Raw genomic sequence first — 23,213 nt, forward strand, 5'->3', positions numbered from 1 at the left:
TCAGTGCATTTCCACTAATCTTGGCTATCCTTAGTCTGACACACCCGCGGCAGAATAAGGAGCAGCGATGATCGTTAAGCGAAAGCGCAAAGAGGAAGGCGTATGTCGGTAAGTACGCGGCGAAGTGATGACGGTCAGGTGCTGATGATTCAGGTGCATGGCCGGTTTGACTTCAGCACTCATCAGGCGTTTCGGGATGCCTACGAACACTCTGATGCGCCAGTGAAAGAATACGTGGTTGATCTGACACACACGACTTATCTTGATAGCTCTGCGCTAGGCATGTTGCTGTTGTTGAGAGATCACGCTGGCGGAGATGTGGCCAGTGTAGTGATCGAAAACTGCAATGCCGATGTGCGACGCATCCTCTCCATCTCTAACTTCGAGCAGCTGTTCAGCATTCGCTGAAGCGTGCACCGTGAATCTTTTAATCGCGGAAGACAGCCACGGCGATCGGATGATTCTGGCAACTTTGCTCCGTCGTTTGGGGCATCAAGTGTATGAAGCTTCTGACGGATTGGAAGCCGTCGCAATGTTCGTGAAGCTCGAGCCGGACATCGTATTGATGGATGCGTTGATGCCAACCATGAGCGGCATGGACGCAGCACGACGAATCAAGGCACTGGCGGGTACACGCTTTGTTCCCGTGATTTTCATCACCTCATTGGCCAGCGAGCGCGAACAGGCACGTTGCCTGGAAGCCGGAGGCGATGATTTTTTGCTCAAACCCTACAGTCGCGTGATCCTCGAAGCCAAGATCAGCGCCTACAGCCGCATGCTCAACCTGCATCGCTCGGTGATGCAGCAGCGTGATCAAATCCGGACGCAAAATGAGCAGATGCTTTCAGAGCAGCGCCTCGCAAGGCGGGTTTTCGACAACGTTGCGCATACGGGTTGTCTGGATGCGTCGAATATTCGATATCACGCCTCACCGCTTTCCATTTTTAACGGCGATGTTTTGTTTGCTGCTGAGCGCCCCGGCGGCGGGACGCTGATTTTCATGGGGGATTTCACTGGACACGGTCTACCCGCCGCCATCGGTGCCATGCCTGTTGCCGAGGTGTTTTATGGCATGGCCGCAAAAGGGTTTGGGGCGGCTGACCTGCTCACAGAGATAAACCAGAAACTGCGCAACATTCTGCCCGTCGGGATGTTTTGTTGTGGTGCTTTGTTCGAGGCAGACGGCAAGCAGGGATCAATCCGTGTCTGGAACGGTGGGTTGCCTGACGGTTGGCTGGTTCGCGCCAACGGCGAACGGGTCGCCATACCATCAATGCACTTACCCTTAGGTGTTCAGCCGCCGGAACGATTCGACGTGACCATGGAGCTATTCCCGGCAGCCACCGGGGATTACGTGGTTTTGATGACCGACGGCTTTCCCGAATCTTGTGACGCTCAGGGAGAGCGTTTCGGCGAAGACTCGGTACGTCAGGTACTTGAGGGGCTTGATGCGGGTGATCACCCGTTTGACGCTTTGATGGCCCGATTGCAAGCGTTCACCGGGCATCCGGATCCTGCCGACGATATGACGTTGTGTTGTTTGGAGGTTGGCATCGGGGGGGGCGTTACCGATGTGGCGGAATCCACCCCCGAATCGGCACTGTCTGGTTCGGGAAGCTGGCATTGCGTTTACGAAGTTCGCGACCGGGCGCTGGCAGATTTCAACCCGTTGCCCCTGCTTTTGCACATCTGTATGGAGGTGCCTGGCTTGCGCCGGAAAAGTGGTGATGTGTACACGATTTTGTCGGAGTTATACAGCAACGCGTTAGAGCACGGGGTTTTGAAACTCTCCTCAGAATGGAAAAAAACCGCAGAAGGTTTTAGCCTTTACTATGAGGAGCGAATGCGGCGCCTGTCAGACACACAGGGGCACTATGTCCGGTTTACATTGGATCATGAGCCTCGGGTAGAGGCGGGCAGACTTAGAATCCGCTGTGAAGACAGTGGTCAGGGGTTTGAGCGACAAGAGAATACCATGGGCGCCCGTGCGGCTTCCGTTCACGAATATGCCGGGCGAGGAATGGGGATCTTGAAGCGTTTGGCCAAAGAAGTCAGCATCTGCGGTTCGGGTAACTGTATTGAAATCGTCTATGATTGGGAATTCCCGGCGCAAGGCGCTACAAGCCAGTGACGACAGATGCTGAACGCAACCGCGAGGATACGCAATGAACGACATACCCCGTTTGGATGAAGAGGCCTTGGCGGAGCTGCAAGATGTGATGGAAGATGAGTTTGGCGTGCTCATCGAAACTTATCTGGCGGATTCACGCACCCGGATTTCCGGGTTGAAAGAAGCCGCTGATACCGGCGATGCGGAACGTCTCAGAAAAGCGGCCCATAGCCTGAAGGGCAGCTGCATCAACATTGGCGTGCCGAAACTGGGCAACCTGTGTTTTGAGTTAGAAGTGCTGGGCAGTGAAGGGCGCCTCGAAGGGGCTGAGCGTTTACTGACCGCAGTCGAACAGGAATTTGAAGAAGTCGCGCGGGAGCTGGAAAACTTTAATCAGTAAACCCGGATGAGGCCGGGTTTGGCATCGCTTTTGCTTCGTTACAGGTTGGGCCCCATCGGGGGTGCTCCTGAGACATAAAGCGGCAAGAGGTTGCCATGCAGCAGACAATTCTTTCCCAAATGCCATCTTCCGGCACCCAGCAAGACGCTGTTGCGTCGAAGGCTGTTGCTAACGGACGGCGTTCAGAAAAAGGCGAGAGCGCTTTTGAGCAGGTGTCGCGAGCCGAACAGGATCGCCTTGAAAAGCGTCGTCTGGAGCAAAAGCGCGCCGATCGTAAAGAAGCATCTGATACTGCGCAAGACAGTGCCCGCGCTCAAGATGCCCCTCCCAACGACCGAACGGCCAGCAATAAAGCTTCCGTTGAAGCCGGCAAATCTGCCAAGAGCGATGATGCGGAGGCCGGTTCGCAATCGGTAGATGAAACGGCCGGCTCCGGATCAATCGGAGAGTCTCAGGATCAGGCCCACTCTCAAGCCCCTCTTACCTTCGCCAGTCTGCAGTCTTTGATGCCCGCCAATGGGAGTCCCGCAACCGCTGAGGGTGCTCTCGGTGTCGCAATGATGAACGGCGGCCTGCCCGGAAAACCACTCGGGGCCAACGGGCTGAATAGCCAAAGTGCAGGCACGGGTGGATTCATCTCTAGCAGTCAATTTTCGGATTTACTGGCAGCTAATGTAACCGCCGACACGGCCCGGCCCGTTGATCCCGCCAATCTACTCTCGTCGCCCCGCTTTCAGGGTGCCCTGGATAGCGCTGCACAACAAGCCATGCAAGGCAAGCTGGCAGGCGACGCAAACCTACCGTTGCGGGGCTATTCCACCACAGTCGATGTGCCGGTTGGGCAGGCTGAATGGGGGGATAAGGTAATGGGTAAGCTAAGCTGGCTTACCGCTAAAAATCTGCAGGTTGCTGAAATTCATCTCACGCCGCCCGACATGGGGCCTATGGAGGTGAAGGTAAGGGTTCAGAACGATCAGGCAGCGGTGACGGTGCACGCAGCAAACCCGGTGGTGCGTGAGCAGTTGGAGCTTCATTCCAACCGATTACGGGATATGCTGGCCGAGCAGGGTGTTGCGCTGAGTGAATTCGATGTCTCTGATCAGCCGGGTGGTCAAACCGATGCCCAAGGCGATGGCTCCGAGCAGGGCGGTGGGTCCCGACAGGGGGCTGGAGGGTTGAATGCGGTAGAGCTTGAGGGGCAAGAAGTTACATCAGGTCACCTCGATCTGGCCTGGAAAGGCGAGGTTGATATCTTTGCGTGATGTTCCCGCGCCGAAGGCTTGGCGCGGTGCCTTCAAAACGTTTTTGCCCATCGTCGTCCACGGCGCTAAACTGCTGGTTTAAATAGCAAGGATGGCGTGTTTGGCCCGTCCCTTGCTTTAACCCTGAAAGCGCACCCTGAACACCTCAGGGTGACGAAAATCTGACAAAGCGGACATCATGGCAGAAAACACTACTGCACAAGAGCCCGAGAAAAAAGGCAAGCTGAAAATCATCATCACGGTGGTGGTGATCACGCTACTGGCAATCGGTTTGTCCGTCGCCGGCACTCTTTGGTTTCTGAAAGGCGATGCCGCCAGCACGGCCGAGGAAAGCTCGACGGAGCCAGCCGAGCCAGAGTTTCAGGCCAGTGTTTACAGCGACATCCAGAAACCCCTGAGAACCACAGTGCAAGCGCAAGGTCGACAGCGCTATGCGCAGATTTATTTGTCGTTCGAAGCAAAAGACCCCGCGGCACTGGAGGGGGCTAAAAAGCACATGCCGTTGATTCTGAATCAGTTGAACATGTTGCTGGGAAGTACGCAATTCTCGGATTTGCAGGCGCCGGAAGGTCGGGTTGCTCTGTCTGAAAAAATGCTGGAAGCGGTCAACAAAATGCTGGAGCAAGAGGGAGAGCCTGCTATTGCTCGGGTGTTGTTCCGGAACTTTGTTGTGCAGTAGGCCACAGTCAGGGCAGGACCAGATATGCAGGATTTATTATCACAGGAAGAAATCGATGCGCTTCTCCACGGTGTGGATGATGGCGATATCGATACCTATGATGAAAGCGACGACACTGGCGTAAAGAATTACGATCTTGCCAGCCAGGACCGCATCGTCCGTGGCCGCATGCCAACGCTCGAAATGATCAACGAGCGCTTCGCCCGATATACCCGTATCAGTTTGTTCAATTTGTTGCGCCGTAATGCGGATGTATCGACGGGCGGCGTGCAGATCATGAAGTTCGGTGAGTACGTCCATACCCTTTACGTGCCAACCAGCCTCAACCTCTGCAAGGTCCGTCCACTTCGTGGCACGTCACTGTTTGTGCTGGATGCCAAGCTGGTGTTCAAACTGGTTGATAACTTTTTTGGAGGCGAGGGGCGTCACGCAAAAATTGAAGGCCGCGAATTCACGCCGACTGAAAACCGGATTGTGCAGATGGTGTTGAATCAGGTTTTTGCGGATATGAAGGAAGCCTGGCAGGCGGTTCTGAATATCGATTTCGACTATCTGAGCTCGGAAGTAAACCCGTCGATGGCTAATATCGTTAGCCCGAGCGAAGTGGTGGTGGTCAGCACCTTCCACATTGAATTGGATGGCGGCGGCGGCGAGCTTCATCTGGCAATGCCTTACGCCATGATTGAACCTATTCGTGATGTTCTCGATGCGGGTGTTCAAAGCGACATTGATGATGTGGATGAGCGCTGGGTTAGCGCCTTGCAGGAAGACATCAAAGACATCAGCGTGCCGATCAATACTACGGTTTGTCAGCGCAGAATTTCACTGCGGGATCTTGCTAAATTGAAAGCGGGGGATGTTATTCCCGTCGAGCTTGCGGATCATCTCACGGTAACGGCTAACGGCGTTCCCGTTTACAAGGCGACGATGGGAACGCGTGACGGCAAGTTGGCGCTACGAATTCATGAAAGGGCGAAGTTGCCCAAGGTGAAGAAACAACTGAAGGTGGGACGCAATGGCTGACGACGACAAAAAAGACGATAACGAGCTCACGGAAGACGAAAAGCTGGCCGCCGAGTGGGAAGCAGCTATGGGTGAATCCGGTGATGCGGGCACCGAGGAGTCTACGGAAGATGCCTGGGCGGAGGCGATGGCCGAAGCCGAGGGAAGTAAGGCTGAGGGAGCCGCGGAGCAGCAGGTCCGTACCGCGCCCATGGAAGAATTTTCGGAAGACAGCAGTTCGGCAGGAGGCGCGGGCGCGCCGGATATGGACGTTATTCTGGATATCCCGGTAACCATCTCAATGGAGGTGGGTAATACCCAGATTCCGATTCGCAACCTGTTGCAGTTGAATCAAGGTTCGGTCATCGAGCTGGACCGGTTGGCCGGTGAGCCGTTGGACGTGCTGGTAAATGGCACGCTGATCGCCCACGGCGAAGTGGTCATGGTCAATGAAAAGTTCGGTATCCGGCTAACAGATGTTATCAGCCCGGGCGAGCGCATCAAACGGTTGCAGAAATAACGTGTTTTATTGGTTACGTTGGCTGCTACCGGCCCTGTTGAGCACGCCCGCGATTGCTGAACAGACCGCGGAGCCTGCTCAGGACGTTGTGCGCAACACGCCAGACACGGTCGGCATGATTGTCAGTCTCGGGCTCGGGTTGGTGGCCGTTATTGCGGTTATATACGGATGTGCCTGGTTGATTCGTCGCATGACCGGTATGGCGGGCATGAACAACAATGCAATTCGTGTGGTTTCTGTTCTCGCCATTGGCACTCGCGAGCGCATCGCTTTGGTTGAGGTGGGTGGCCAACAAATCTTGCTGGGCATCACCCCGGGCAGCATTCGAACGCTGCAGGTGTTTGACGAGCCCGTTGTCGACGCCAGTAATACAGGGACCAGTGACTTCGCCCGCAAGTTGCAGGGGTTGATAGGGAAATCCTGGACAGCCCCGGAGCCTAAAGAGTAACGCTATGGTGAATGCCGCGATCCGATCGTATCTGCCTTTACTGGCCCTTCTGGCTGGCTTGTTGTTGCCCGCTGTCGCCTCGGCGGATTTGCCGGGCATTCCGGCCTTTTCTGTGCAACCGGGCGAAGACGGCACAGAAGAATATTCAGTAACTCTGCAAATACTGGCGCTGATGACAGCGCTGACCTTCCTGCCCGCGATGTTGATGATGATGACATCGTTCACACGTATCATCGTGGTGTTCGCAATCCTGAGGCAGGCACTGGGGCTGCAGGCCACGCCCTCGAACCAAATTCTGTTAGGGCTGGCACTCTTTCTCAGCATTTTTATCATGAAGCCGGTTTTGGAAGAAGCCAATCGGGTTGGCCTGCAACCCTATCTTCAGGAGGAAGTCACGTCACTGGAAGCCGTGGAACTGGCCAGCGAGCCGTTCCGGAAGTTCATGCTGGAGCAGACGCGGGAATCGGATTTGGCGTTGTTTATGCGGCTGGCGGAGGTGGAGTACGAAACTCCGGAAGACGTGTCGTTTTGGGTGTTGATGCCGGCTTTCGTAACCAGCGAGCTGAAAACGGCCTTTCAGATCGGCTTTATTCTGTTTATACCCTTTTTGATACTCGATATGGTGGTTGCCAGTGTTTTGATGGCGATGGGTATGATGATGTTGTCGCCGATCATAATTTCGTTGCCGTTCAAGATCATGCTCTTCGTGCTGGTTGATGGCTGGGCGCTGATTATGGGTACCCTGGCCGCCAGTTACGGCATATAGGAGGCACGACATGACGCCTGAAACCGCGATTGATATTGTCCGTGAAGCACTCTGGATGATTGTTCTGTTCGCAGGCGTCATCATTGGCCCCGGCCTGGTGATCGGTTTGGTGGTCAGTACCTTTCAGGCCGCAACCCAAATCAACGAGCAAACGCTGAGTTTCCTGCCACGGTTGCTGGTTACCCTGATCGTGATCATTGCAGCCGGGCCATGGATGCTTACCACCTTGCTGGACCACGCCCGCGGGCTTATTTCCAGTATTCCTTACCTGATCGGCTAGCGGATGTTTCCTGCGGAGTTCAGTGCAGACCTGCTGGGTCAGTGGGTAGGGCAGCACCTTTGGCCGCTGTTCCGCCTTGCCAGCTTCCTGATGGTTATTCCTATCTTTGGTACCCAATTGGTGCCAGCGCGAGTGCGTCTTGGGCTGGCGCTGCTGATGACCATTCTGATTGTTCCTATGATTCCTGAAGTGCCCAAGGTCGAAGCCCTGAGTGCCGATGCGGTCGTGATCACGCTTCAACAGATTCTGATTGGTGTCGGATTGGGGTTTGCGCTGACCGCTCTGTGGCAGTTATTCGTGATTGCCGGCCAGATGATCGCTATGCAAATGGGTTTGGGCTTCGCCTCGATGGTAGACCCCGCCAACGGCGTGAATGTGCCAGTACTGGCGCAGATCTATACCATTACCATTACTCTTTTGTTTTTGTTGATGAACGGCCATTTGGTGGCGTTCGAGATCTTTATCGAAAGCTTCCATACCATGCCGATTGGCCTGGATGGCCTGGGCCAAAGTGGGGTATGGGAATTGGCGCACCGGATCAGCTGGATGTTTGCGTCGGCTATGTTGTTGGCGCTGCCAGCGGTAACGGCGGTGCTGATCGTGAATATATCTTTCGGTGTGATGACGCGTGCCGCCCCCCAGATGAACATTTTTGCGTTGGGTTTCCCGATTGGTCTGATTTTCGGTTTGTTCGCCATTTGGGTGTTGCACGGGAATTTTCTGCCACACTTTGATCAGTACACCCGTGAGACGTTCGACTTTATGCGTCAGTTGCAGGGGCGTTAAACATGGCTGAAGAGAACGACAACAGTCAGGAGAAAACCGAAGAACCTACCCCCCGAAGGCTTGAGAAGGCCAAGGAGGATGGTCAGGCTGCCCGTTCGAAAGAACTGGCGACCATGGCGGTGTTGCTTGCCGGGGCGGGTGGTTTGCTGATGTTTGGCACGCAATTGGCGATTACGTTCGAAGGCATCATGCGGGATGCGTTTGTGATTGAGCGTGCGTCGATTTTTGATACCCGCCATATGAGTGTGCAGTTGATTGTTTCGGCCAAAGAGGCCGCTTATGCATTGTCTCCCATTCTGATTCTTCTGCTAATTGCTGCCATTGCCGGTTCGATCGGTATTGGTGGTTTGTTGTTCAGTGCCAAGGCCATTGCACCGAAAGCCAATCGGATGAACCCGATCAAGGGGTTGGGCCGGATGTTTTCGATGCGTTCGCTGATTGAGCTGGTGAAGGCGATTGCCAAGGTGGGTTTGGTTTTGGCCATTGCGATCATGATTTTGAATCTTCGCACGGATGATTTGTTGAGCATCGCGGAGGAGCCGGTGGTGCCGGCGATGGAGCATGTGTTGTGGACGTTGGGTTGGAGCTTTTTGGTGTTGTCTTGCGCCACGATCATTATTGCGATGATTGATGTGCCGTTTCAGATTTATGACCATCAGAAGAAGCTTCGGATGACGAAGCAAGAAGTGAAGGACGAGTATAAGGACTCTGAGGGTAAGCCGGAGGTAAAGGGTAAGATTCGTCAGCTTCAGCGGGAGATGGCGCAGCGCCGGATGATGCAGGATGTGCCTACGGCGGATGTGGTGATTACGAACCCGACGCATTATGCGGTGGCGTTAAAGTACGATCAGGATTCGATGGGGGCGCCGGTGGTGGTCGCTAAGGGTGCTGATGAGGTGGCGTTCAAGATTATGGAGGTGGCCCGGGAGTATAAGGTGGAGGTGTTGCGTACGCCGCCTTTGACTCGGGCGGTTTATCATAATTCGGAGATTGGTGAGGAGATTCCTGACGGGCTGTATATGGCGATCGCTCAGGTGTTGGCGTATGTGTTTCAGTTGCGGCAGTTCCGGAAGGGGCATGGGCCTAAGCCTGGGATGCCGGACTTTCCTATTCCGCCGGAGATGCGGCGCGATCTTTGATTTTTCTTACGGGAGCGGGGCAAAAGTAGCCTGAAAGGTTGGTGCTGCGTGGCACTGGGCCGCCCTCCCAAAAACCGCTACGAGCACATCCATGTGCGCTTTTCTCAGGCCATCCTTGGCCTTCGATATTTTTGGGAGGGCGGCCCAGCGCCACGCTGCTTGGCTGGGCCAGTATAGGAATTACTTCGGACCGCTTACTCTGCGCTGCCTTCCTGCATCCGTGTGCCCCAGGCTTCTTTTTCACCGGGTAGCACCAGGTTCAATGCAATCGCAACAACGGCGCACAGGGCAATGCCTTCCAGTGTTCCCAACACCATGTTGCCGATGCCGAAGACCAGTGTCACGCCCACGATAACCAGGTTACGGGACTGGGACAGGTCTACTTGGTGGCGGATCAGGGTGTTCAGGCCGACTACAGCGATGGAGCCGAACAGCAGGCACAGGATGCCACCCATGACCGGGACCGGGATGGTCTGCAGGGCTGCGCCGAATTTGCCGACGAAGGCCAGTACGATGGCAGTTGCTGCGGCCCACCACATGACTTTCGGGTTGAAGTTGCGGGTCAGCATGACGGCGCCGGTCACTTCGGAGTAGGTGGTGTTGGGTGGTCCGCCGAGCATGGAGGCGGCGCTGGTGGCCAGGCCGTCGCCGAGCAGGGTGCGGTGCAGGCCGGGTTTTTCCAGGTAGTTTTTGCGGGTGACGTTGCCGATGGCCAGTACGTCGCCGATGTGTTCGATAGCCGGTGCGATGGCAACCGGGATCATGAACAGGATGGCGCTCCAGCTGAAGGCGGGGGCGACGAAGTTCGGGACGGCGAACCAGGCGGCTTGCTGGATGGCGGTGGTATCTACGATGCCTGCGAAGGCGGAGAGAATGTAGCCCACGACAATGCCGATCATGATCGGGATCAGGCGGAAGATGCCTTTAGCCCAGACGGTCATGATGATGGTGACCAGCAGTGAGATCATTGCGATCACCAGTGCGGTGTCTTCGGGGACGAGTTGGGTGCCGCCATCGCCGGTACGGCCCGAGGCCATGTGTACGGCGACTGGGGCCAGGCCCAGGCCGATGGTCATGATGACCGGTGCGATAACCACGGGCGGGAGCAGGCGGGTGACGAAGCCGGTTCCACGCAGGCGGATAACGCCGGAGAGGATGATGTAGAGAATACCTGCGGCCATCAGGCCGCCCAGTGTTTCTTGCAGGCCGAACTGGCTTTTGGCGGCCATGATCGGAGCAATGAAAGCGAAGGACGAGGCCAGGAATATGGGGATCTGGCCGCCGGTGACGACGTGAAAGATCAGGGTGCCGATGCCCGCGGTAAACAGCGCTACGTTGGGATCAAGTCCGGTGATCAGTGGCATCAGTACCAGTGCGCCGAAAGCGACCAGTAGCATTTGCGAGCCGGCTATGGCCTGTTTCCAGGTTGAGTCAGTCGTGATGTCCTGCATTCTTAAACATCCTTTTGCTTGGTACCGAAGATCTTGTCTCCGGCGTCGCCGAGGCCCGGCAGGATGTAGCCTTTTTCGTTCAAGCAGTCATCAACAGACGCGGTGTAGATGGAAACGTCCGGGTGTTTCTCCAACACCTTTTCTATACCTTCCGGTGCAGCAACCAGAACCAGTGCGCGGATTTCGGTGCTGCCCGCTTGTTTGAGCAGGTCGATGGTGGAAATCATGGAACCGCCGGTGGCCAGCATCGGGTCGATGATCAGCGCGGTACGCTGGTCCAGTTCTCCTACCAGTTTTTCCAGATAGGTTTCTGCTTCGAAAGTTTCTTCGTTACGGATCTGACCGACCACGCTGACTCGCGCTACAGGAATCAGGCTGAGTACACCATCCAGCATGCCCAAGCCTGCTCTCAAGATGGGGACAATGGTGATCTTTTTACCGTGTATTTGTTCTACCGCCACCGGCCCGGCCCAGCCGTCGATGGTTTTCTCTTGCAGGGTGAAATCTTTTGTCGCTTCGTAGGTCAGTAGTGCGCCAACTTCTTGAGCCAGTTCACGAAAATTTTTGGTGCTGATGTCTGAGCGGCGCATTAGGCCGAGCTTGTGTTGGATCAGTGGGTGCTTCACTTCGTGGATAGGCATCGGGGTCACCTGTGGGTTCGGATTTTCTGGCTTGGTTTTTGATCAGTCAAACGGCGAAAGGATACCGTATCCAGGCGCTCACGTCAGGCGATCTGTTGCCTAGAAATCATAAAATTTATACGGGATGGTACAGATCTTGCGACACGGTCTGGGTGAAGGGGTATCGCGTCAGATTTCCGACCCGGTGATGACCCAAAATCACCTCAAAGTACAGTGATCCGGAGAAGCAGGCAGTATGGACAGAGCGTTCGTTCTGAATAACGTCAAAACTCTGACGCGAGGGAATCTCGGTGTCCCGCTGATGCTGATGGGTTTGTTGGGCATGATGATTTTGCCCATGCCTGCTTTTTTGCTCGACGTGTTCTTCACTTTCAACATTACGCTGTCGATTGTGATTCTGTTGGTGTGTGTCTACGCGCTGCGGCCAATGGAGTTTGCTGCCTTTCCAACGGTGTTGTTGGTGGCTACGTTGCTTCGCTTAGGGTTGAACGTCGCATCCACCCGAATCGTTCTTCTCAATGGTCACGAAGGTGGCGATGCTGCCGGTAAGGTCATCGAGTCGTTCGGTGCGGTATTGATTGGCGGGAACTACGCCGTGGGTCTGGTGGTGTTCGCGATACTGATGATCATCAACTTTCTGGTGGTCACCAAAGGTGCTGGCCGGGTATCCGAAGTCAGCGCGCGTTTCACTTTGGATGCCATGCCCGGTAAGCAGATGGCCATTGACGCAGACCTGAATGCCGGTTTGGTGAATCAGGAAGAAGCAAAAGCCCGACGATCAGAAATTGCTCAGGAGGCTGATTTTTATGGCTCCATGGACGGTGCGTCGAAGTTCGTGAAAGGCGATGCGGTTGCCGGTTTGCTGATTCTGGCCATTAACATCATTGGCGGTGTCGCCATCGGTATGGTTCAGCATGGTTTGGACTTTACCCTGGCGATGGAGCGGTACGCGTTGCTGACCATCGGTGACGGTCTGGTTGCTCAGATTCCGTCCCTGCTGCTGTCGACGGCGGCCGCGATTATGGTCACTCGAGTGACGTCCAGCCAGGATATGGGTGGGCAGATTATTCAGCAGATGTTCAGTGCACCTAAAGCTCTGGGTATCGCCGCGGGAATTCTGATTTTGCTGGGTCTGATTCCGGGCATGCCCCATGTGGCGTTTCTGGGGCTGGGCTCGCTGGCCGCTGCGGCGGCTTGGTTCGTCTGGAAAAAGCAGAGTCAAACGGTTGAGGAAGAGGGTGTGTTTGCAGGGCGTGGCAGTATGCCGGCCAGCGCGGCGCGCCAGGGTGGTGAGGTTATTCCGGATCGAGGCGGTGACGGGCAGGCTCTGCCGCCGCCCGGCGAAACCCGTGAGTTGGGTTGGGATGATGTCGCGACGGTTGATATTGTGGGCTTGGAAGTGGGCTACCGGCTGATCCCTTTAGTGGACAAGTCACAGGGTGGTCAGTTGCTCAGCCGTATTAAGGGTGTTCGTAAAAAATTGTCTCAAGACATGGGCTTTTTGATGCCGTCAGTGCATATCCGGGACAACCTGGACCTGATGCCAAACGTGTATCGGGTTACCCTGATGGGGGTCACCATTGCGGAAGCCGAGATCCATCCTGAGCGTGAGCTGGCTATTGATCCGGGGCAGGTGTTTGGAAAGGTCGAGGGCATTGCCGGGAAAGATCCTGCCTTTGGTCTGGATGCCATCTGGATTGAGCCGGAACAGAAAGATCAGGCGCAAACACTGGGCTATACCGTTGTTGATGCCAGCACCGTGGTTGCGACCCACCTGAATCAGATTCTGCAAAAGCACGCTCATGAGTTAATTGGTCATGACGAGGCGCAAAAGTGGCTGGATCAGCTTGAAAAGATTTCGCCTAAGCTGGCGGAAGAGCTGGTGCCGACCACCATTTCTATCAGCATTCTGCTTAAGGTGCTTCAGAACCTGTTAAAAGAAGAAGTGCCGGTTCGAGACATGCGCTCGATCGCCGAAGCCATCGTAAATGTTCATCCAAAGAGCCAGGATCCGAAACTGCTGACCACGCTGGCCCGTCAGTCGCTTCGTCGGATGATCGTACAAAGCATTTGTGGCAACGATTCCGAAATTCCGGTGATTACCCTGGACCCGGACTTGGAACAAATGTTGCTTAAGTCTGTTCAGCAGAGTCAACAATCCGGCGGACAGGATGATATTGGCATGGTGCTAGAGCCGAACATGGTCGAAAAGCTGCAGCGTTCATTGCAAGACAGCGTGCAGCGGCAAGAAATGTTAGGCAAACCAGCCATTCTGTTGGTCTCCGGACCGTTGCGGCCAGGGTTGGCGAAGTTTGCCAGCTACGGGGTAGAGCGCTTGCATGTGCTCTCGTACCAAGAGATTCCGGACAACAAACAGATCACGATCGTTGCGTCAGTCGGCCAGTAAAGGTTGCTACCGCAGCGCAGTCAGCTGAGTTCAGCTCGACGGCAGAGGATGGAAGTTATGAAAGTTAAACGGTTTTTTGCGCAGTCCATGGCCGAGGCCCTGAAGCAGGTCAGTCACGAAATGGGACCGGATGCCGTTATTTTGTCCAATCGCCGGGTGGATGGGGGCGTCGAAATTGTGACGGCTCTGGATTATGACGAAAACATGGCTCGCCAAAGTCTGGGAGACAAAGCGGCAGACGCGACTAACGGTTCCCGTTTGGCGGAAATGCAGGCCGATCAGCATCGCCGTCTGGAAGACGAACTTAGCCGGACGCGCAGCCGCATTCAGGATGTTCGGGAGAAGCGCGCGGCCGTAGGTGCCCGCTATCCTCAAGTATCCCTGACTAGCGATTCCGACACGGACTGGGATGTGAATTCAGGTTTGGCGGAGGGGCCGAAGCCTGAAACGGTTGCGTCAAAGCAGGCTCAAGGTTACTCCGACGAATTGGCCGCCATGAAGGCAGAGATCAGTTCATTGCGAGAAATGATGGGGGCGCAACCGGCTCCTGCGTCTGGCTCCAATGAGCCAAATGAACGGGGCGCCAAGAATGCGGTGCAGCAACTTTTGAGCGAGCGCCTGCAAGAGTTTGGCTTAAGCCCTGATCTGGCAACTTCCGTTGCCCGGCAGCACCGAAGCGGCCGGCTGGAGGAAGGTTGGAAAACGTCCCTGAAAATGGTCGCTACCGGTATTCGGACCGGGCGGGATAGCTGGCTGGAATCCGGCGGCGTGTTCGCTCTGGTAGGCCCGACCGGGTCCGGTAAAACGACAACGATTGGAAAATTGGCCGCGCGTTATGTGTTAGCACACGGGGCGGACAGTTTGGCGCTGGTCACCACAGACCGCTATCGGGTTGCAGCGCACGAACAGCTGTTTGTATTTGGGCGCATTCTCAATGTGCCGGTGCGGGTGGTTGATGAAAGCCACTCACTGGATGACATTCTGGATGAGCTGTCTGATCGCCATTTGGTGCTGATTGATACCGCCGGGCTGACCAGTGCCGACCGGGGGTATCAGGAGCAACTGGCAGAGTTGGTGCGCAGTGATCACAATATTCATACACATTTGGTGGTGTCTGCAACCAGTCAGCCGCGTATCATGAAATCCGTTTGGCATTGCTATAAGATGGCAAACCTTGCCGGCTGCATCGTGACTAAAATTGACGAGTCGCTTACCTTGGGCGAATCTCTGGGGTTTGTGATGGAAACCGGCCTTCCGGTCGCATGGTATACCGACGGTCAGAAAATACCGGAAGACTTGCACCGGGCCGAAGCCGCTCCGCTGGTACGTATGGGGGTAGAGCGCTTGAGGGCGATGCAGCATTCGCAGGACGCTGTAGAAGGTGCCCTGGCATAGCCTGAGTGCAACAGTCACCGGCATAGAACCCGTTATCGACGCAGTAAGAGACAGTAAACAGTATGAACAAACCACATCCGGTTCAGGTTATTGCGGTATCCGGCGGTAAAGGCGGAGTCGGGAAGAGCAATGTGTCGGTCAATCTGGCAATAGCGTTGGCAGAAAAAGGCCGCCGTGTTGTTGTGCTGGATGCCGACTTGGGGTTGGGCAATCTGGATGTGTTGCTGGGCGTGACAGCCCATAAAAATCTGCACGATGTTCTTAGTGGCGAGTGTGATCTGAAAGACGTGCTGGTCGATGGCCCGGGTGGAATCAAAATCGTACCAGCTTCCTCCGGCACCCAGCGTATGACTCAGCTTAGCCCTATGGAACATGCAGGTTTGATCAATGCGTTCAGTGAGCTGGGCGACCAGATCGACGTGCTGATTGTAGACACCGCCGCCGGTATTTCCGAATCGGTTGTGAGTTTCCTGCGTGCTGCCCAAGAGCTGTTGTTGGTGGTGTGCGATGAGCCGACCTCGATCACGGATGTGTACGCACTCATCAAATTAATGAATCGTGATTACGGAACAGATCGCTTTCGGGTGCTTGCCAATCAGGTTCGCAGTGAGGAAGAAGGTAAGCATTTGTTCGAAAAATTGACGCGAGTAACCGAGCGTTTTCTGGATGTGGCATTACAATATGTGGGTATCCTGCCTTACGACGAAGCGGTGAAGAAAGCCGTTCAACGTCAACGCGCTGTTCTGGAGGCTTACCCCCGTGCAAAAGCATCTATTGCCGTGCGAGCGTTGGCAGACAAAGTGGATAGCTGGCCACTGCCATCTTCTCCTCGAGGTCATCTGGAGTTCTTCGTGGAGCGGCTCGTCGAAGTCTGATCTGAATCCAGTCCAATAAAAGCCGGATACATGACATTGACGAAGAATCTGGGAATATATCAACAGGCGGGCGCCCCGAATGCCTCGAGCTTGATCGAGGAGCACGCACCGCTGGTCAAAAAAATAGCCCTGCATTTGATGGCCCGTTTACCGGCGTCAGTCCAGCTTGAAGACCTGATGCAGGCTGGAATGATCGGCTTGTTGGAAGCGGCTCAGCGTTATGCCGCCGGTAAGGGCGCAACCTTCGAAACCTATGCGGGTATTCGCATTCGGGGCGCGATGGTTGACGAAATCCGAAAAGGCGACTGGGTGCCTCGTTCCGTGCACCGCAATGCGCGCCGCATCTCCGCCGCAATCAAAACAGTTGAAGACCGGACCGGCCGGGAAGCTCAGGATGCCGAAGTGGCGGAGGAGCTTGGTGTCGAGTTGTCGGAGTACCACTCGTCTCTTGCTGACGCCAACAGTGGTCGGTTATTTAGTCTGGATGAGCTCAATGAATCCGGTGAACTGCCGATAGAAGAACAAGAAGCCAGTGACAATCCTCTGGACGGCATCTCTGCCGGCGCATTTCAGCGCAGTTTGGCCGAAGCGATTGAAGCGCTCCCAGAGAAAGAAAAGTTAGTTTTGAGTTTGTATTATCAGGAAGAATTGAATCTTAAGGAAATCGGGGCGGTGCTCGGGGTCAGCGAAAGCCGGGTCAGCCAGATTCACAGCCAGGCGGCTTTGCGTCTTCGTGGCCGCTTGTCAGATTGGCGAGAAAACGGTGATAGCTGACCGGCTGTCGTGCTGAAAAGAATCTTACACAGCCTGCCGGATATCAGCAGGTTGCCCTACATCCGGGTGTTATTTACTGGAGGTCCCTTTGGACAAGAATATGAAGATACTCATTGTGGACGACTTCTCCACAATGCGAAGAATCATCAAAAACCTGTTGCGTGACCTGGGTTTTACCAATACCGATGAGGCCGACGATGGCAACACGGCGTTGCCGATGCTCAAGAATGGCCACTACGATTTTCTGGTCACCGACTGGAATATGCCCGGCATGTCAGGCTTTGATCTTTTAAAGGCCGTCCGCGCTGATGAAAGCCTGAAGAATTTGCCGGTACTGATGGTCACCGCTGAAGCCAAACGTGACCAGATCGTCGCCGCGGCCCAGGCCGGAGTGAATGGTTACGTTGTTAAGCCATTTACCGCTGCTGTTCTCAAGGAAAAAATCGAGAAGATTTTTGAACGTATTCAGTAACCAAAGGTCGGGTAGCTCGCATGAGTGACAGCAAACACACCCAACGGGGTCTCGATCCGGAGGTCACCCAAAAGCTGCAGGAGCAGACCTCCCGATTGGTTGAGAGCGTTAACGGTGGCGATTTCGCCCAGGCGATGACCATCATCAACGAGCTGAGTGAGGTTCGTGATCAAAGCCTGTATCAAGAAGTAGGGCGATTGACCCGGAGTCTGCACGAGGCCATCCGCAACTTTCAGATCGATCCGCGGAATGCGGAGCAGAAAGAAGCGCTTTCAAAAATGTCGGATGCTTCGGACCGTTTAGCCTATGTGGTTCAAATGACCGGCCAGGCCGCGAACCGCACCATGGACCTGGTTGAAGAAAGCATGCCCGTGGCTCATGCCATCCGCGATGAGGCCGTGAGCCTTAAGGACGAATGGCAACGCTTGCGTCGTCGCGAGATTGAACCCGCCGAGTTTCGCGAACTGTACGCAAGGATTGATGCCTTTTTCGGAACCTTGGGCAGCGACTCGGACAACCTCTACAAAAACCTCTCGGAAATTCTTCTGGCCCAGGATTTCCAGGACCTCACTGGCCAAGTGATTCAAAAAGTCACTGCGCTGGTGAAAGAAGTTGAAGAGAATCTGTTGGGCTTGGTGGTTATGGCCAGTCATGTCGATCAGTTGACAGGCACAGTCCATCAGATTGAAGAAAAAGAAGAATCGGCCGAAAAGGGAGTAGGTCCACAAATCAAAGCCGCTGAGCGAGACGATGTCGTCTCGGGGCAAGACGGCGTTGACGACTTACTATCCAGTCTCGGTTTCTGAGTGACAAAGAGGGTGACCCATGGCGTTTGATGCCGATGAAGAGATTCTTCAGGACTTCTTGATAGAAGCCGGCGAGATTCTCGAAAAGTTGTCGGAGCAGTTGGTTGATCTGGAACAGCATCCAGACGACAGCGATCTGCTCAACGCCATATTCCGCGGATTTCATACGGTGAAAGGTGGTGCCGGGTTCCTGCAGCTGGACGCGCTGGTGAATTGCTGCCATTCGGCAGAAAACGTGTTCGATATTTTGCGGAATCACAAACGCAAGGTGACCCCGGAATTGATGGACGTTGTGCTGCAGGGTCTCGACAACGTCAATGCCATGTTTGAACAAGTGCGTAATCGCGAAGAGCTGACCCCGGCGCCAGCCAGTTTGATTGCGGCTTTGGATGCCTTGGCCGTCCCTGAGTCTGACACGCCTGCGCCGCCACCGGTTGAATTGCCCGGTGAAGCCCCCGCGCCGGAAACTCAGGATCAAGGCGATATCACCGACGAAGAGTTCGAGAAGCTGCTGGACGCGATTGCAGACGACAAAGCTCAGGCACCTACTCAGCCGGACGCCACAGAGCAGGCAACGGAACCCGCTTCGGAAACCGGCGGCGATGAAATCACCGACGATGAATTTGAGGCGTTGCTGGATCAGCTCCATGGCAAAGGAAAATTTGCCGCGCCCGATGCCATTGAAACGGAAGGCGCCGGAGCCAACTCGGGCGACCAGCCCGCGGGCAATGAAAGTTCAGATCTGATCACCGACGATGAATTCGAACGTCTGTTGGATGAGCTGCATGGCAAAGGCGGCGGCCCCGGCGCGAAACCTGATCCGTCCGGAACGTCTCAACCTGGCACCGGTGCTTCGTCTGAACCCGCTCCGGAACCGTCCGCCAAAGCCGAGCCCATACCCGCGCCCGCGCTTGCAGCGAAAACGGCAGCGCCGGCCAGAGAGGCGGCACCAGTGGGTGAAACCACCGTTCGGGTAGATACCAAACGTCTTGACGACATCATGAACATGGTGGGTGAACTGGTATTGGTGCGCAACCGGCTGCAGCGTTTGGGCTCGCAGAGCGAAGACGAACACATGCACAAAGCGGTTGCCAATCTGGATGTGGTGACCACCGATTTGCAGGCGGCGGTTATGCAAACCCGCATGCAGCCGATCAAGAAGGTATTTGGCCGTTTTCCTCGGGTGGTGCGTGATCTTGCGCGTAACCTGAAGAAAGAGGTGAGCCTTATGATGCACGGTGAAGAGACGGATCTGGACAAGAATCTGGTGGAGGCGCTTGCTGACCCATTGGTCCATTTGGTTCGCAACTCCGTTGATCACGGCATCGAAGGGCCGGATATCCGCGAAGCCGCCGGTAAATCCCGGGCTGGAACCGTCACGTTGTCGGCGCAGCAGGAAGGCGACCACATTTTGCTGTCCATCGCCGATGATGGTGGCGGTATGGACCCTGACGTGCTGCGCCGAAAGGCCGTTGAAAAGGGACTGTACGACCAGGATGCGGCGGACAGACTCACGGACAACGAGTGTTTCAACCTGATTTTTGCCGCGGGTTTTTCCACCAAAGAGCAGATCTCTGATGTATCTGGCCGCGGCGTTGGTATGGATGTGGTCAAAAACCGCATTGCCCAGCTGAATGGCCAGATTTCCATCGAATCGGCGTTAGGCAAAGGCACGAAAATCATCATCAAGGTGCCGCTCACGCTGGCCATCATGCCCACACTGATGATCATGCTGGGCGAGCAATCGTTCGCGCTGCCGCTGGTAAACGTGGTGGAAATTTTCCACCTTGATCTGACCAAAACCAACATGGTGGATGGGCGCGAATGCATTGTGGTTCGCGATAAAGTGTTCCCGCTGTTTCACATTAAACGCTGGCTTGTACACGACGAAGAAGCCCGTAAGGAAGTAGACAATGCCCATGTCGTCATCGTGGCGATGGGCACCAAACAGGTCGGTTTCGTGGTGGATCAGCTGGTGGGGCAAGAGGAAGTGGTCATCAAACCTCTGGGGCGTGCGCTTCAGGGTACGCCGGGGATGGCGGGAGCCACCATTACGGGTGATGGTCGCATTGCCTTGATCATTGATGTGCCCAGTTTGCTTCAGCACTACGGGTGATTCCGGGCGTTTAGGAGAAATGATGACAGTTTCTGTTCTGGTCGTGGATGATTCAGGTTTCTTTCGAAAACGATTGACGGAAATCCTGACGGCTTCGGGCCAGATCACCGTTGTCGGTGCTGCCACCAATGGTCGCGAAGGGGTTGAGTTGGCCGAAAAACTGCGCCCGGATGTGATTACCATGGACTACGAAATGCCCGTAATGGACGGCATTACGGCAGTGCGTGAAATCATGGCGAAGCAAGCCACACCGGTGCTGATGTTTTCGTCGCTTACCTACGAAGGTGCCCGGGTGACGCTCGATGCGTTGGAGGCTGGCGCGATAGATTTCCTGCCTAAGAATTTTGAAGAAATTGCCCGGGATACCAGCCAGCTCCAAGAGGTGCTGATTAACCGTGTGCTGGATATTGCTAAAAGCCGGCCCCGGGCTCGCGGGCCCGTTGCGCCGTCTACCCCCGCAGCCACTACCACCCCGGTAAAGCTGCTAGGTATTGCGCCACGGGCGGAACGACCCTCAGTGCGGCCCGCTGCCAGGCCCGCCCGTTCCGAAACGGTGGCCAGTCCTTCCCGGCGCAGTTCAAGTAAAACGCCAGCGCGCCAATACAGCGTGGTGGGTATTGGTACCTCAACAGGCGGCCCTGTTGCTCTCCAGAAAGTTCTCAGCGTCTTACCCGCCAGTTTTCCTGCGCCTATCGTTCTGGTTCAGCATATGCCAGCCAGTTTCACGCCGGCGTTCGCCGAACGTTTGAATAAACTGTGCAAAATCGAGGTGCGTCAGGCCCAGGATGGTGACTGGTTGAAACCGGGTCTTGCGCTGCTCGCCCCCGGTGGCAAGCAAATGATGATCGAAAACCGGGGGGGGCGCGGCCGTGTGCGGATTTTGCCCGGTGACGAGAGGTTGAATTACAAGCCCTGTGTGGATGTCACCTTTGGCTCGCTGGCCCGTAGTTTCCCCGGCAAAACCTTGGGGGTTATTCTCACCGGCATGGGCGCAGACGGCCGTGAAGGTTGCCGCATGATGAAGCAAAGCGGAGCGGTGGTTTGGTCACAGGATGAGGAATCCTCGGTGATTTATGGCATGCCTATGGCTGTCGCGACCGCTGGATTGTCGGATGAAGTGTTGTCGCTGAACGACGTGGGTTTACGACTGATTGAAGGCGTAAGCTAATGGATATCTTGAGCCTACTGGGGATTATTCTGGCCTTCGTTGCCATTTTAGGTGGTAATTTGTTGGAAGGTGGTGCCGTCAGTTCGCTCTTTAATACGCCTGCGGCACTGATCGTCATCGGCGGTACACTGGCCGCCACTATTCTTCAGACCTCTTGGCCTACGCTAAAACGAGCCTTCGTTCAGGTGCGTTGGGTGTTTATACCGCCTTATATTTCTCTGGAAGATGGCATTGGTAAAGTTGTGGATTGGAGTGTAAAAGCTCGAAAACAAGGTTTGTTGGGGCTGGAAGGGCTGGCAGAGCGTGAGCCGGAGAAGTTTGCCCGCAAGGGGCTCCAGTTGTTGGTTGATGGTGCCGAGCCCTCAACCATTCGCAACACGCTGGAAGTCGATCTGGAGTGCCGCGAAGAGCGGGATACCGAATCGGCCAAAGTGTATGAGGCCATGGGTGGCTACTCGCCAACCATAGGGATTATTGGTGCGGTGATGGGCCTGATACAGGTGATGACCAACCTTGAAGACCCGCAATCGTTGGGTAGTGGGATAGCAACTGCGTTTGTTGCCACCATTTACGGCGTCGCGCTTGCTAACCTCCTGTTCTTTCCCATAGCGAACAAGCTGCGCAGTATTGTCAGAGAGCGCACGCGCTACGAAGACATGATGATCGATGGCATCATCGCCATCGCCGAAGGTGAAAACCCCAAAACCATTGAGCTTCGGCTCCGGGGCTTTCTCTGACCCGCAGTGATCAGGAGTCGGGTTACCTATGCGTCGCCGCAGATACCAGCAAGAAGAAGTTCACAATAAAGAACGTTGGCTGATCTCCTACGCGGATTTCATCACCTTGTTGTTCGCTTTTTTCGTGGTGATGTACTCGGTGTCTTCGGTTAACGAAGGCAAATACAAAGTGCTGTCTGAAACCTTTACCGGCGTGTTCAATGCGCCTCAACGATCAATAAAGCCGATCGAGGTAGGAGAACACGTGGCGGCGATGCCCGAACAGCAACACCAAAACGTCATTCCCCCGGTGGTCACCGATGCGCCTGGTAACTCTGAGGTCAGTGAGCAAGGTAAAGTTGAAGCACTGCGCGCGATGGCTGACCAACTGGCGATGGAGTTTGATGATCTGATTAATCAGGGCGTGGTCAGTCTCGAAACCAGTGATCACTGGATAGAGCTAAGCCTGCCGAACAGTATGCTGTTCAATAGCGGCGACGCGGAGCCGCATTACGATTCTTTCGCGGTCATTGAAAAGGTTGCCAAAGTGTTGCGTGACCGGGATAACGCGGTAAAGGTAGAGGGCTTTACCGATAATCAGCCTATCCGTACCGGGCGCTACCCTTCTAACTGGGAGCTCTCAACGGCCCGGGCCTCGGCGGTTTCGCGAATGTTGGTGATGCAGGGCATAGAGCCAGAACGGCTGGCCGCCATTGGTTATGGCGAGCATCAGCCTGTTGCCCGCAACGACACAGAAGAAGGGCGGCGACGCAACCGTCGGGTTATCTTGTTAATTTCAAAAGATTCGAGCATTCGCGGCGTTGTCCGTTAGAACAACAGGTTGTTCATGCGTATAGCCGATCTGGCACACTTTCTGTATTAACTCATTCTTATCAATCAGAAACGGCAAATGCTTGCCGCTTGTAGAAGCGTAATTCTTCAAGTTGCCTGCGTTGCCGCCGATATAACTGTTAAGCCGTTATTGAACGTTCGGGCTTGT

General features: G+C 55.1%; 24 protein-coding genes. 22 read left to right on the forward strand and 2 right to left on the reverse strand.

Annotation, left to right across the window (positions count from 1 at the left end):
- Positions 1–102: 102 nt before the first annotated feature.
- The 12 genes from MWU64_RS12610 to flhB all read left to right on the forward strand — a co-directional run bounded on the left by MWU64_RS12610 (position 103) and on the right by flhB (position 9,392).
- Entirely contained in the window at positions 103–408 is a 306-nt protein-coding gene (locus tag MWU64_RS12610; RefSeq protein ID WP_247064747.1) for an STAS domain-containing protein, read from the forward strand.
- A 10-nt stretch (positions 409–418) separates the two neighbouring features.
- A complete protein-coding gene (locus MWU64_RS12615; protein WP_247064748.1) occupies positions 419–2,131 on the forward strand; it encodes a SpoIIE family protein phosphatase in 1,713 nt (570 codons plus the stop codon).
- A gap of 34 nt (positions 2,132–2,165) precedes the next feature.
- On the forward strand, positions 2,166–2,510 hold the full coding sequence (locus tag MWU64_RS12620; protein ID WP_247064749.1) for an Hpt domain-containing protein: 345 nt from the start codon (positions 2,166–2,168) through the stop codon (positions 2,508–2,510).
- A gap of 95 nt (positions 2,511–2,605) precedes the next feature.
- Positions 2,606–3,772 (forward strand): flagellar hook-length control protein FliK, encoded by a 1,167-nt coding sequence (locus MWU64_RS12625; RefSeq protein ID WP_247064750.1) that lies wholly within the window; start codon positions 2,606–2,608, stop codon positions 3,770–3,772.
- A 178-nt stretch (positions 3,773–3,950) separates the two neighbouring features.
- Entirely contained in the window at positions 3,951–4,451 is a 501-nt protein-coding gene (locus MWU64_RS12630) for a flagellar basal body-associated FliL family protein (protein WP_247064751.1), read from the forward strand.
- Between the two features lie 24 nt (positions 4,452–4,475).
- The gene (fliM, locus tag MWU64_RS12635; RefSeq protein WP_247064752.1) at positions 4,476–5,474 is read left to right on the forward strand and encodes a flagellar motor switch protein FliM; all 999 of its coding nucleotides are present in this window, start codon (positions 4,476–4,478) and stop codon (positions 5,472–5,474) included.
- Complete coding sequence (gene fliN / locus MWU64_RS12640) at positions 5,467–5,973, forward strand: flagellar motor switch protein FliN (RefSeq protein ID WP_247064753.1); 507 nt, start codon at positions 5,467–5,469, stop codon at positions 5,971–5,973. The genes fliM and fliN overlap by 8 nt, the downstream gene beginning before the upstream one ends.
- 52 nt (positions 5,974–6,025) lie before the next feature.
- Positions 6,026–6,421: a flagellar biosynthetic protein FliO gene (gene fliO, locus MWU64_RS12645; protein ID WP_247064816.1), complete on the forward strand. Its 396-nt coding sequence runs from the start codon at positions 6,026–6,028 to the stop codon at positions 6,419–6,421.
- A gap of 4 nt (positions 6,422–6,425) precedes the next feature.
- A complete protein-coding gene (gene fliP, locus MWU64_RS12650) occupies positions 6,426–7,187 on the forward strand; it encodes a flagellar type III secretion system pore protein FliP (RefSeq protein ID WP_247064754.1) in 762 nt (253 codons plus the stop codon).
- 10 nt (positions 7,188–7,197) lie between these two features.
- Entirely contained in the window at positions 7,198–7,467 is a 270-nt protein-coding gene (fliQ, locus tag MWU64_RS12655) for a flagellar biosynthesis protein FliQ (protein ID WP_114333343.1), read from the forward strand.
- 3 nt (positions 7,468–7,470) lie between these two features.
- The gene (fliR, locus tag MWU64_RS12660) at positions 7,471–8,253 is read left to right on the forward strand and encodes a flagellar biosynthetic protein FliR (RefSeq protein WP_247064755.1); all 783 of its coding nucleotides are present in this window, start codon (positions 7,471–7,473) and stop codon (positions 8,251–8,253) included.
- Positions 8,254–8,255: 2 nt separating this feature from the next.
- Positions 8,256–9,392: a flagellar biosynthesis protein FlhB gene (gene flhB, locus MWU64_RS12665; protein WP_247064756.1), complete on the forward strand. Its 1,137-nt coding sequence runs from the start codon at positions 8,256–8,258 to the stop codon at positions 9,390–9,392.
- Between the two features lie 194 nt (positions 9,393–9,586).
- On the opposite strand, the gene MWU64_RS12670 is transcribed toward flhB, so the two are convergent.
- Positions 9,587–10,843 (reverse strand): uracil-xanthine permease family protein, encoded by a 1,257-nt coding sequence (locus MWU64_RS12670; protein WP_247064757.1) that lies wholly within the window; start codon positions 10,841–10,843, stop codon positions 9,587–9,589.
- A 2-nt stretch (positions 10,844–10,845) separates the two neighbouring features.
- Positions 10,846–11,484, reverse strand: coding sequence for a uracil phosphoribosyltransferase (gene upp, locus MWU64_RS12675; RefSeq protein ID WP_247064758.1), 639 nt, complete (start codon positions 11,482–11,484; stop codon positions 10,846–10,848).
- 235 nt (positions 11,485–11,719) lie between these two features.
- Here upp and flhA point away from each other — a divergent pair, with 235 nt between their 5' ends.
- The 10 genes from flhA to motD all read left to right on the forward strand — a co-directional run bounded on the left by flhA (position 11,720) and on the right by motD (position 23,045).
- On the forward strand, positions 11,720–13,891 hold the full coding sequence (gene flhA / locus MWU64_RS12680) for a flagellar biosynthesis protein FlhA (RefSeq protein WP_247064759.1): 2,172 nt from the start codon (positions 11,720–11,722) through the stop codon (positions 13,889–13,891).
- A 57-nt stretch (positions 13,892–13,948) separates the two neighbouring features.
- A complete protein-coding gene (flhF, locus tag MWU64_RS12685) occupies positions 13,949–15,286 on the forward strand; it encodes a flagellar biosynthesis protein FlhF (RefSeq protein WP_247064760.1) in 1,338 nt (445 codons plus the stop codon).
- A 62-nt stretch (positions 15,287–15,348) separates the two neighbouring features.
- Complete coding sequence (locus tag MWU64_RS12690; RefSeq protein WP_247064761.1) at positions 15,349–16,161, forward strand: MinD/ParA family protein; 813 nt, start codon at positions 15,349–15,351, stop codon at positions 16,159–16,161.
- Between the two features lie 30 nt (positions 16,162–16,191).
- On the forward strand, positions 16,192–16,935 hold the full coding sequence (locus MWU64_RS12695) for an RNA polymerase sigma factor FliA (RefSeq protein WP_247064762.1): 744 nt from the start codon (positions 16,192–16,194) through the stop codon (positions 16,933–16,935).
- Between the two features lie 88 nt (positions 16,936–17,023).
- Positions 17,024–17,407, forward strand: a complete 384-nt coding sequence (gene cheY, locus MWU64_RS12700; RefSeq protein ID WP_114333352.1) for a chemotaxis response regulator CheY — start codon at positions 17,024–17,026, stop codon at positions 17,405–17,407.
- A gap of 20 nt (positions 17,408–17,427) precedes the next feature.
- The gene (locus tag MWU64_RS12705) at positions 17,428–18,213 is read left to right on the forward strand and encodes a protein phosphatase CheZ (protein WP_247064763.1); all 786 of its coding nucleotides are present in this window, start codon (positions 17,428–17,430) and stop codon (positions 18,211–18,213) included.
- A 19-nt stretch (positions 18,214–18,232) separates the two neighbouring features.
- Positions 18,233–20,329 (forward strand): chemotaxis protein CheA, encoded by a 2,097-nt coding sequence (locus MWU64_RS12710; protein ID WP_247064764.1) that lies wholly within the window; start codon positions 18,233–18,235, stop codon positions 20,327–20,329.
- A gap of 22 nt (positions 20,330–20,351) precedes the next feature.
- On the forward strand, positions 20,352–21,497 hold the full coding sequence (locus MWU64_RS12715; protein ID WP_247064765.1) for a chemotaxis response regulator protein-glutamate methylesterase: 1,146 nt from the start codon (positions 20,352–20,354) through the stop codon (positions 21,495–21,497).
- Positions 21,497–22,234, forward strand: coding sequence for a flagellar motor protein (locus tag MWU64_RS12720; RefSeq protein ID WP_247064766.1), 738 nt, complete (start codon positions 21,497–21,499; stop codon positions 22,232–22,234). Before MWU64_RS12715 ends, MWU64_RS12720 begins: the two co-directional genes overlap by 1 nt.
- 28 nt (positions 22,235–22,262) lie before the next feature.
- Entirely contained in the window at positions 22,263–23,045 is a 783-nt protein-coding gene (motD, locus tag MWU64_RS12725; protein ID WP_247064767.1) for a flagellar motor protein MotD, read from the forward strand.
- Positions 23,046–23,213 lie beyond the last annotated feature (168 nt).

The sequence above is a fragment of the Marinobacter sp. S0848L genome, from assembly GCF_023016065.1.
Classification (GTDB): domain Bacteria; phylum Pseudomonadota; class Gammaproteobacteria; order Pseudomonadales; family Oleiphilaceae; genus Marinobacter.

Coding starts and splice junctions, on each gene's coding strand:
- MWU64_RS12610 (WP_247064747.1), top strand. CDS start 103: ATGTCGGTAAGTACGCGGCGAAGTGATGACGGTCAGGTGCTGATGATT.
- MWU64_RS12620 (WP_247064749.1), top strand. CDS start 2,166: ATGAACGACATACCCCGTTTGGATGAAGAGGCCTTGGCGGAGCTGCAA.
- MWU64_RS12625 (WP_247064750.1), top strand. CDS start 2,606: ATGCAGCAGACAATTCTTTCCCAAATGCCATCTTCCGGCACCCAGCAA.
- MWU64_RS12630 (WP_247064751.1), top strand. CDS start 3,951: ATGGCAGAAAACACTACTGCACAAGAGCCCGAGAAAAAAGGCAAGCTG.
- fliM (WP_247064752.1), top strand. CDS start 4,476: ATGCAGGATTTATTATCACAGGAAGAAATCGATGCGCTTCTCCACGGT.
- fliN (WP_247064753.1), top strand. CDS start 5,467: ATGGCTGACGACGACAAAAAAGACGATAACGAGCTCACGGAAGACGAA.
- fliP (WP_247064754.1), top strand. CDS start 6,426: ATGGTGAATGCCGCGATCCGATCGTATCTGCCTTTACTGGCCCTTCTG.
- fliQ (WP_114333343.1), top strand. CDS start 7,198: ATGACGCCTGAAACCGCGATTGATATTGTCCGTGAAGCACTCTGGATG.
- fliR (WP_247064755.1), top strand. CDS start 7,471: ATGTTTCCTGCGGAGTTCAGTGCAGACCTGCTGGGTCAGTGGGTAGGG.
- flhB (WP_247064756.1), top strand. CDS start 8,256: ATGGCTGAAGAGAACGACAACAGTCAGGAGAAAACCGAAGAACCTACC.
- MWU64_RS12670 (WP_247064757.1), bottom strand. CDS start 10,843: ATGCAGGACATCACGACTGACTCAACCTGGAAACAGGCCATAGCCGGC.
- upp (WP_247064758.1), bottom strand. CDS start 11,484: ATGCCTATCCACGAAGTGAAGCACCCACTGATCCAACACAAGCTCGGC.
- flhA (WP_247064759.1), top strand. CDS start 11,720: ATGGACAGAGCGTTCGTTCTGAATAACGTCAAAACTCTGACGCGAGGG.
- flhF (WP_247064760.1), top strand. CDS start 13,949: ATGAAAGTTAAACGGTTTTTTGCGCAGTCCATGGCCGAGGCCCTGAAG.
- MWU64_RS12690 (WP_247064761.1), top strand. CDS start 15,349: ATGAACAAACCACATCCGGTTCAGGTTATTGCGGTATCCGGCGGTAAA.
- MWU64_RS12695 (WP_247064762.1), top strand. CDS start 16,192: ATGACATTGACGAAGAATCTGGGAATATATCAACAGGCGGGCGCCCCG.
- MWU64_RS12705 (WP_247064763.1), top strand. CDS start 17,428: ATGAGTGACAGCAAACACACCCAACGGGGTCTCGATCCGGAGGTCACC.
- MWU64_RS12710 (WP_247064764.1), top strand. CDS start 18,233: ATGGCGTTTGATGCCGATGAAGAGATTCTTCAGGACTTCTTGATAGAA.
- MWU64_RS12715 (WP_247064765.1), top strand. CDS start 20,352: ATGACAGTTTCTGTTCTGGTCGTGGATGATTCAGGTTTCTTTCGAAAA.
- MWU64_RS12720 (WP_247064766.1), top strand. CDS start 21,497: ATGGATATCTTGAGCCTACTGGGGATTATTCTGGCCTTCGTTGCCATT.
- motD (WP_247064767.1), top strand. CDS start 22,263: ATGCGTCGCCGCAGATACCAGCAAGAAGAAGTTCACAATAAAGAACGT.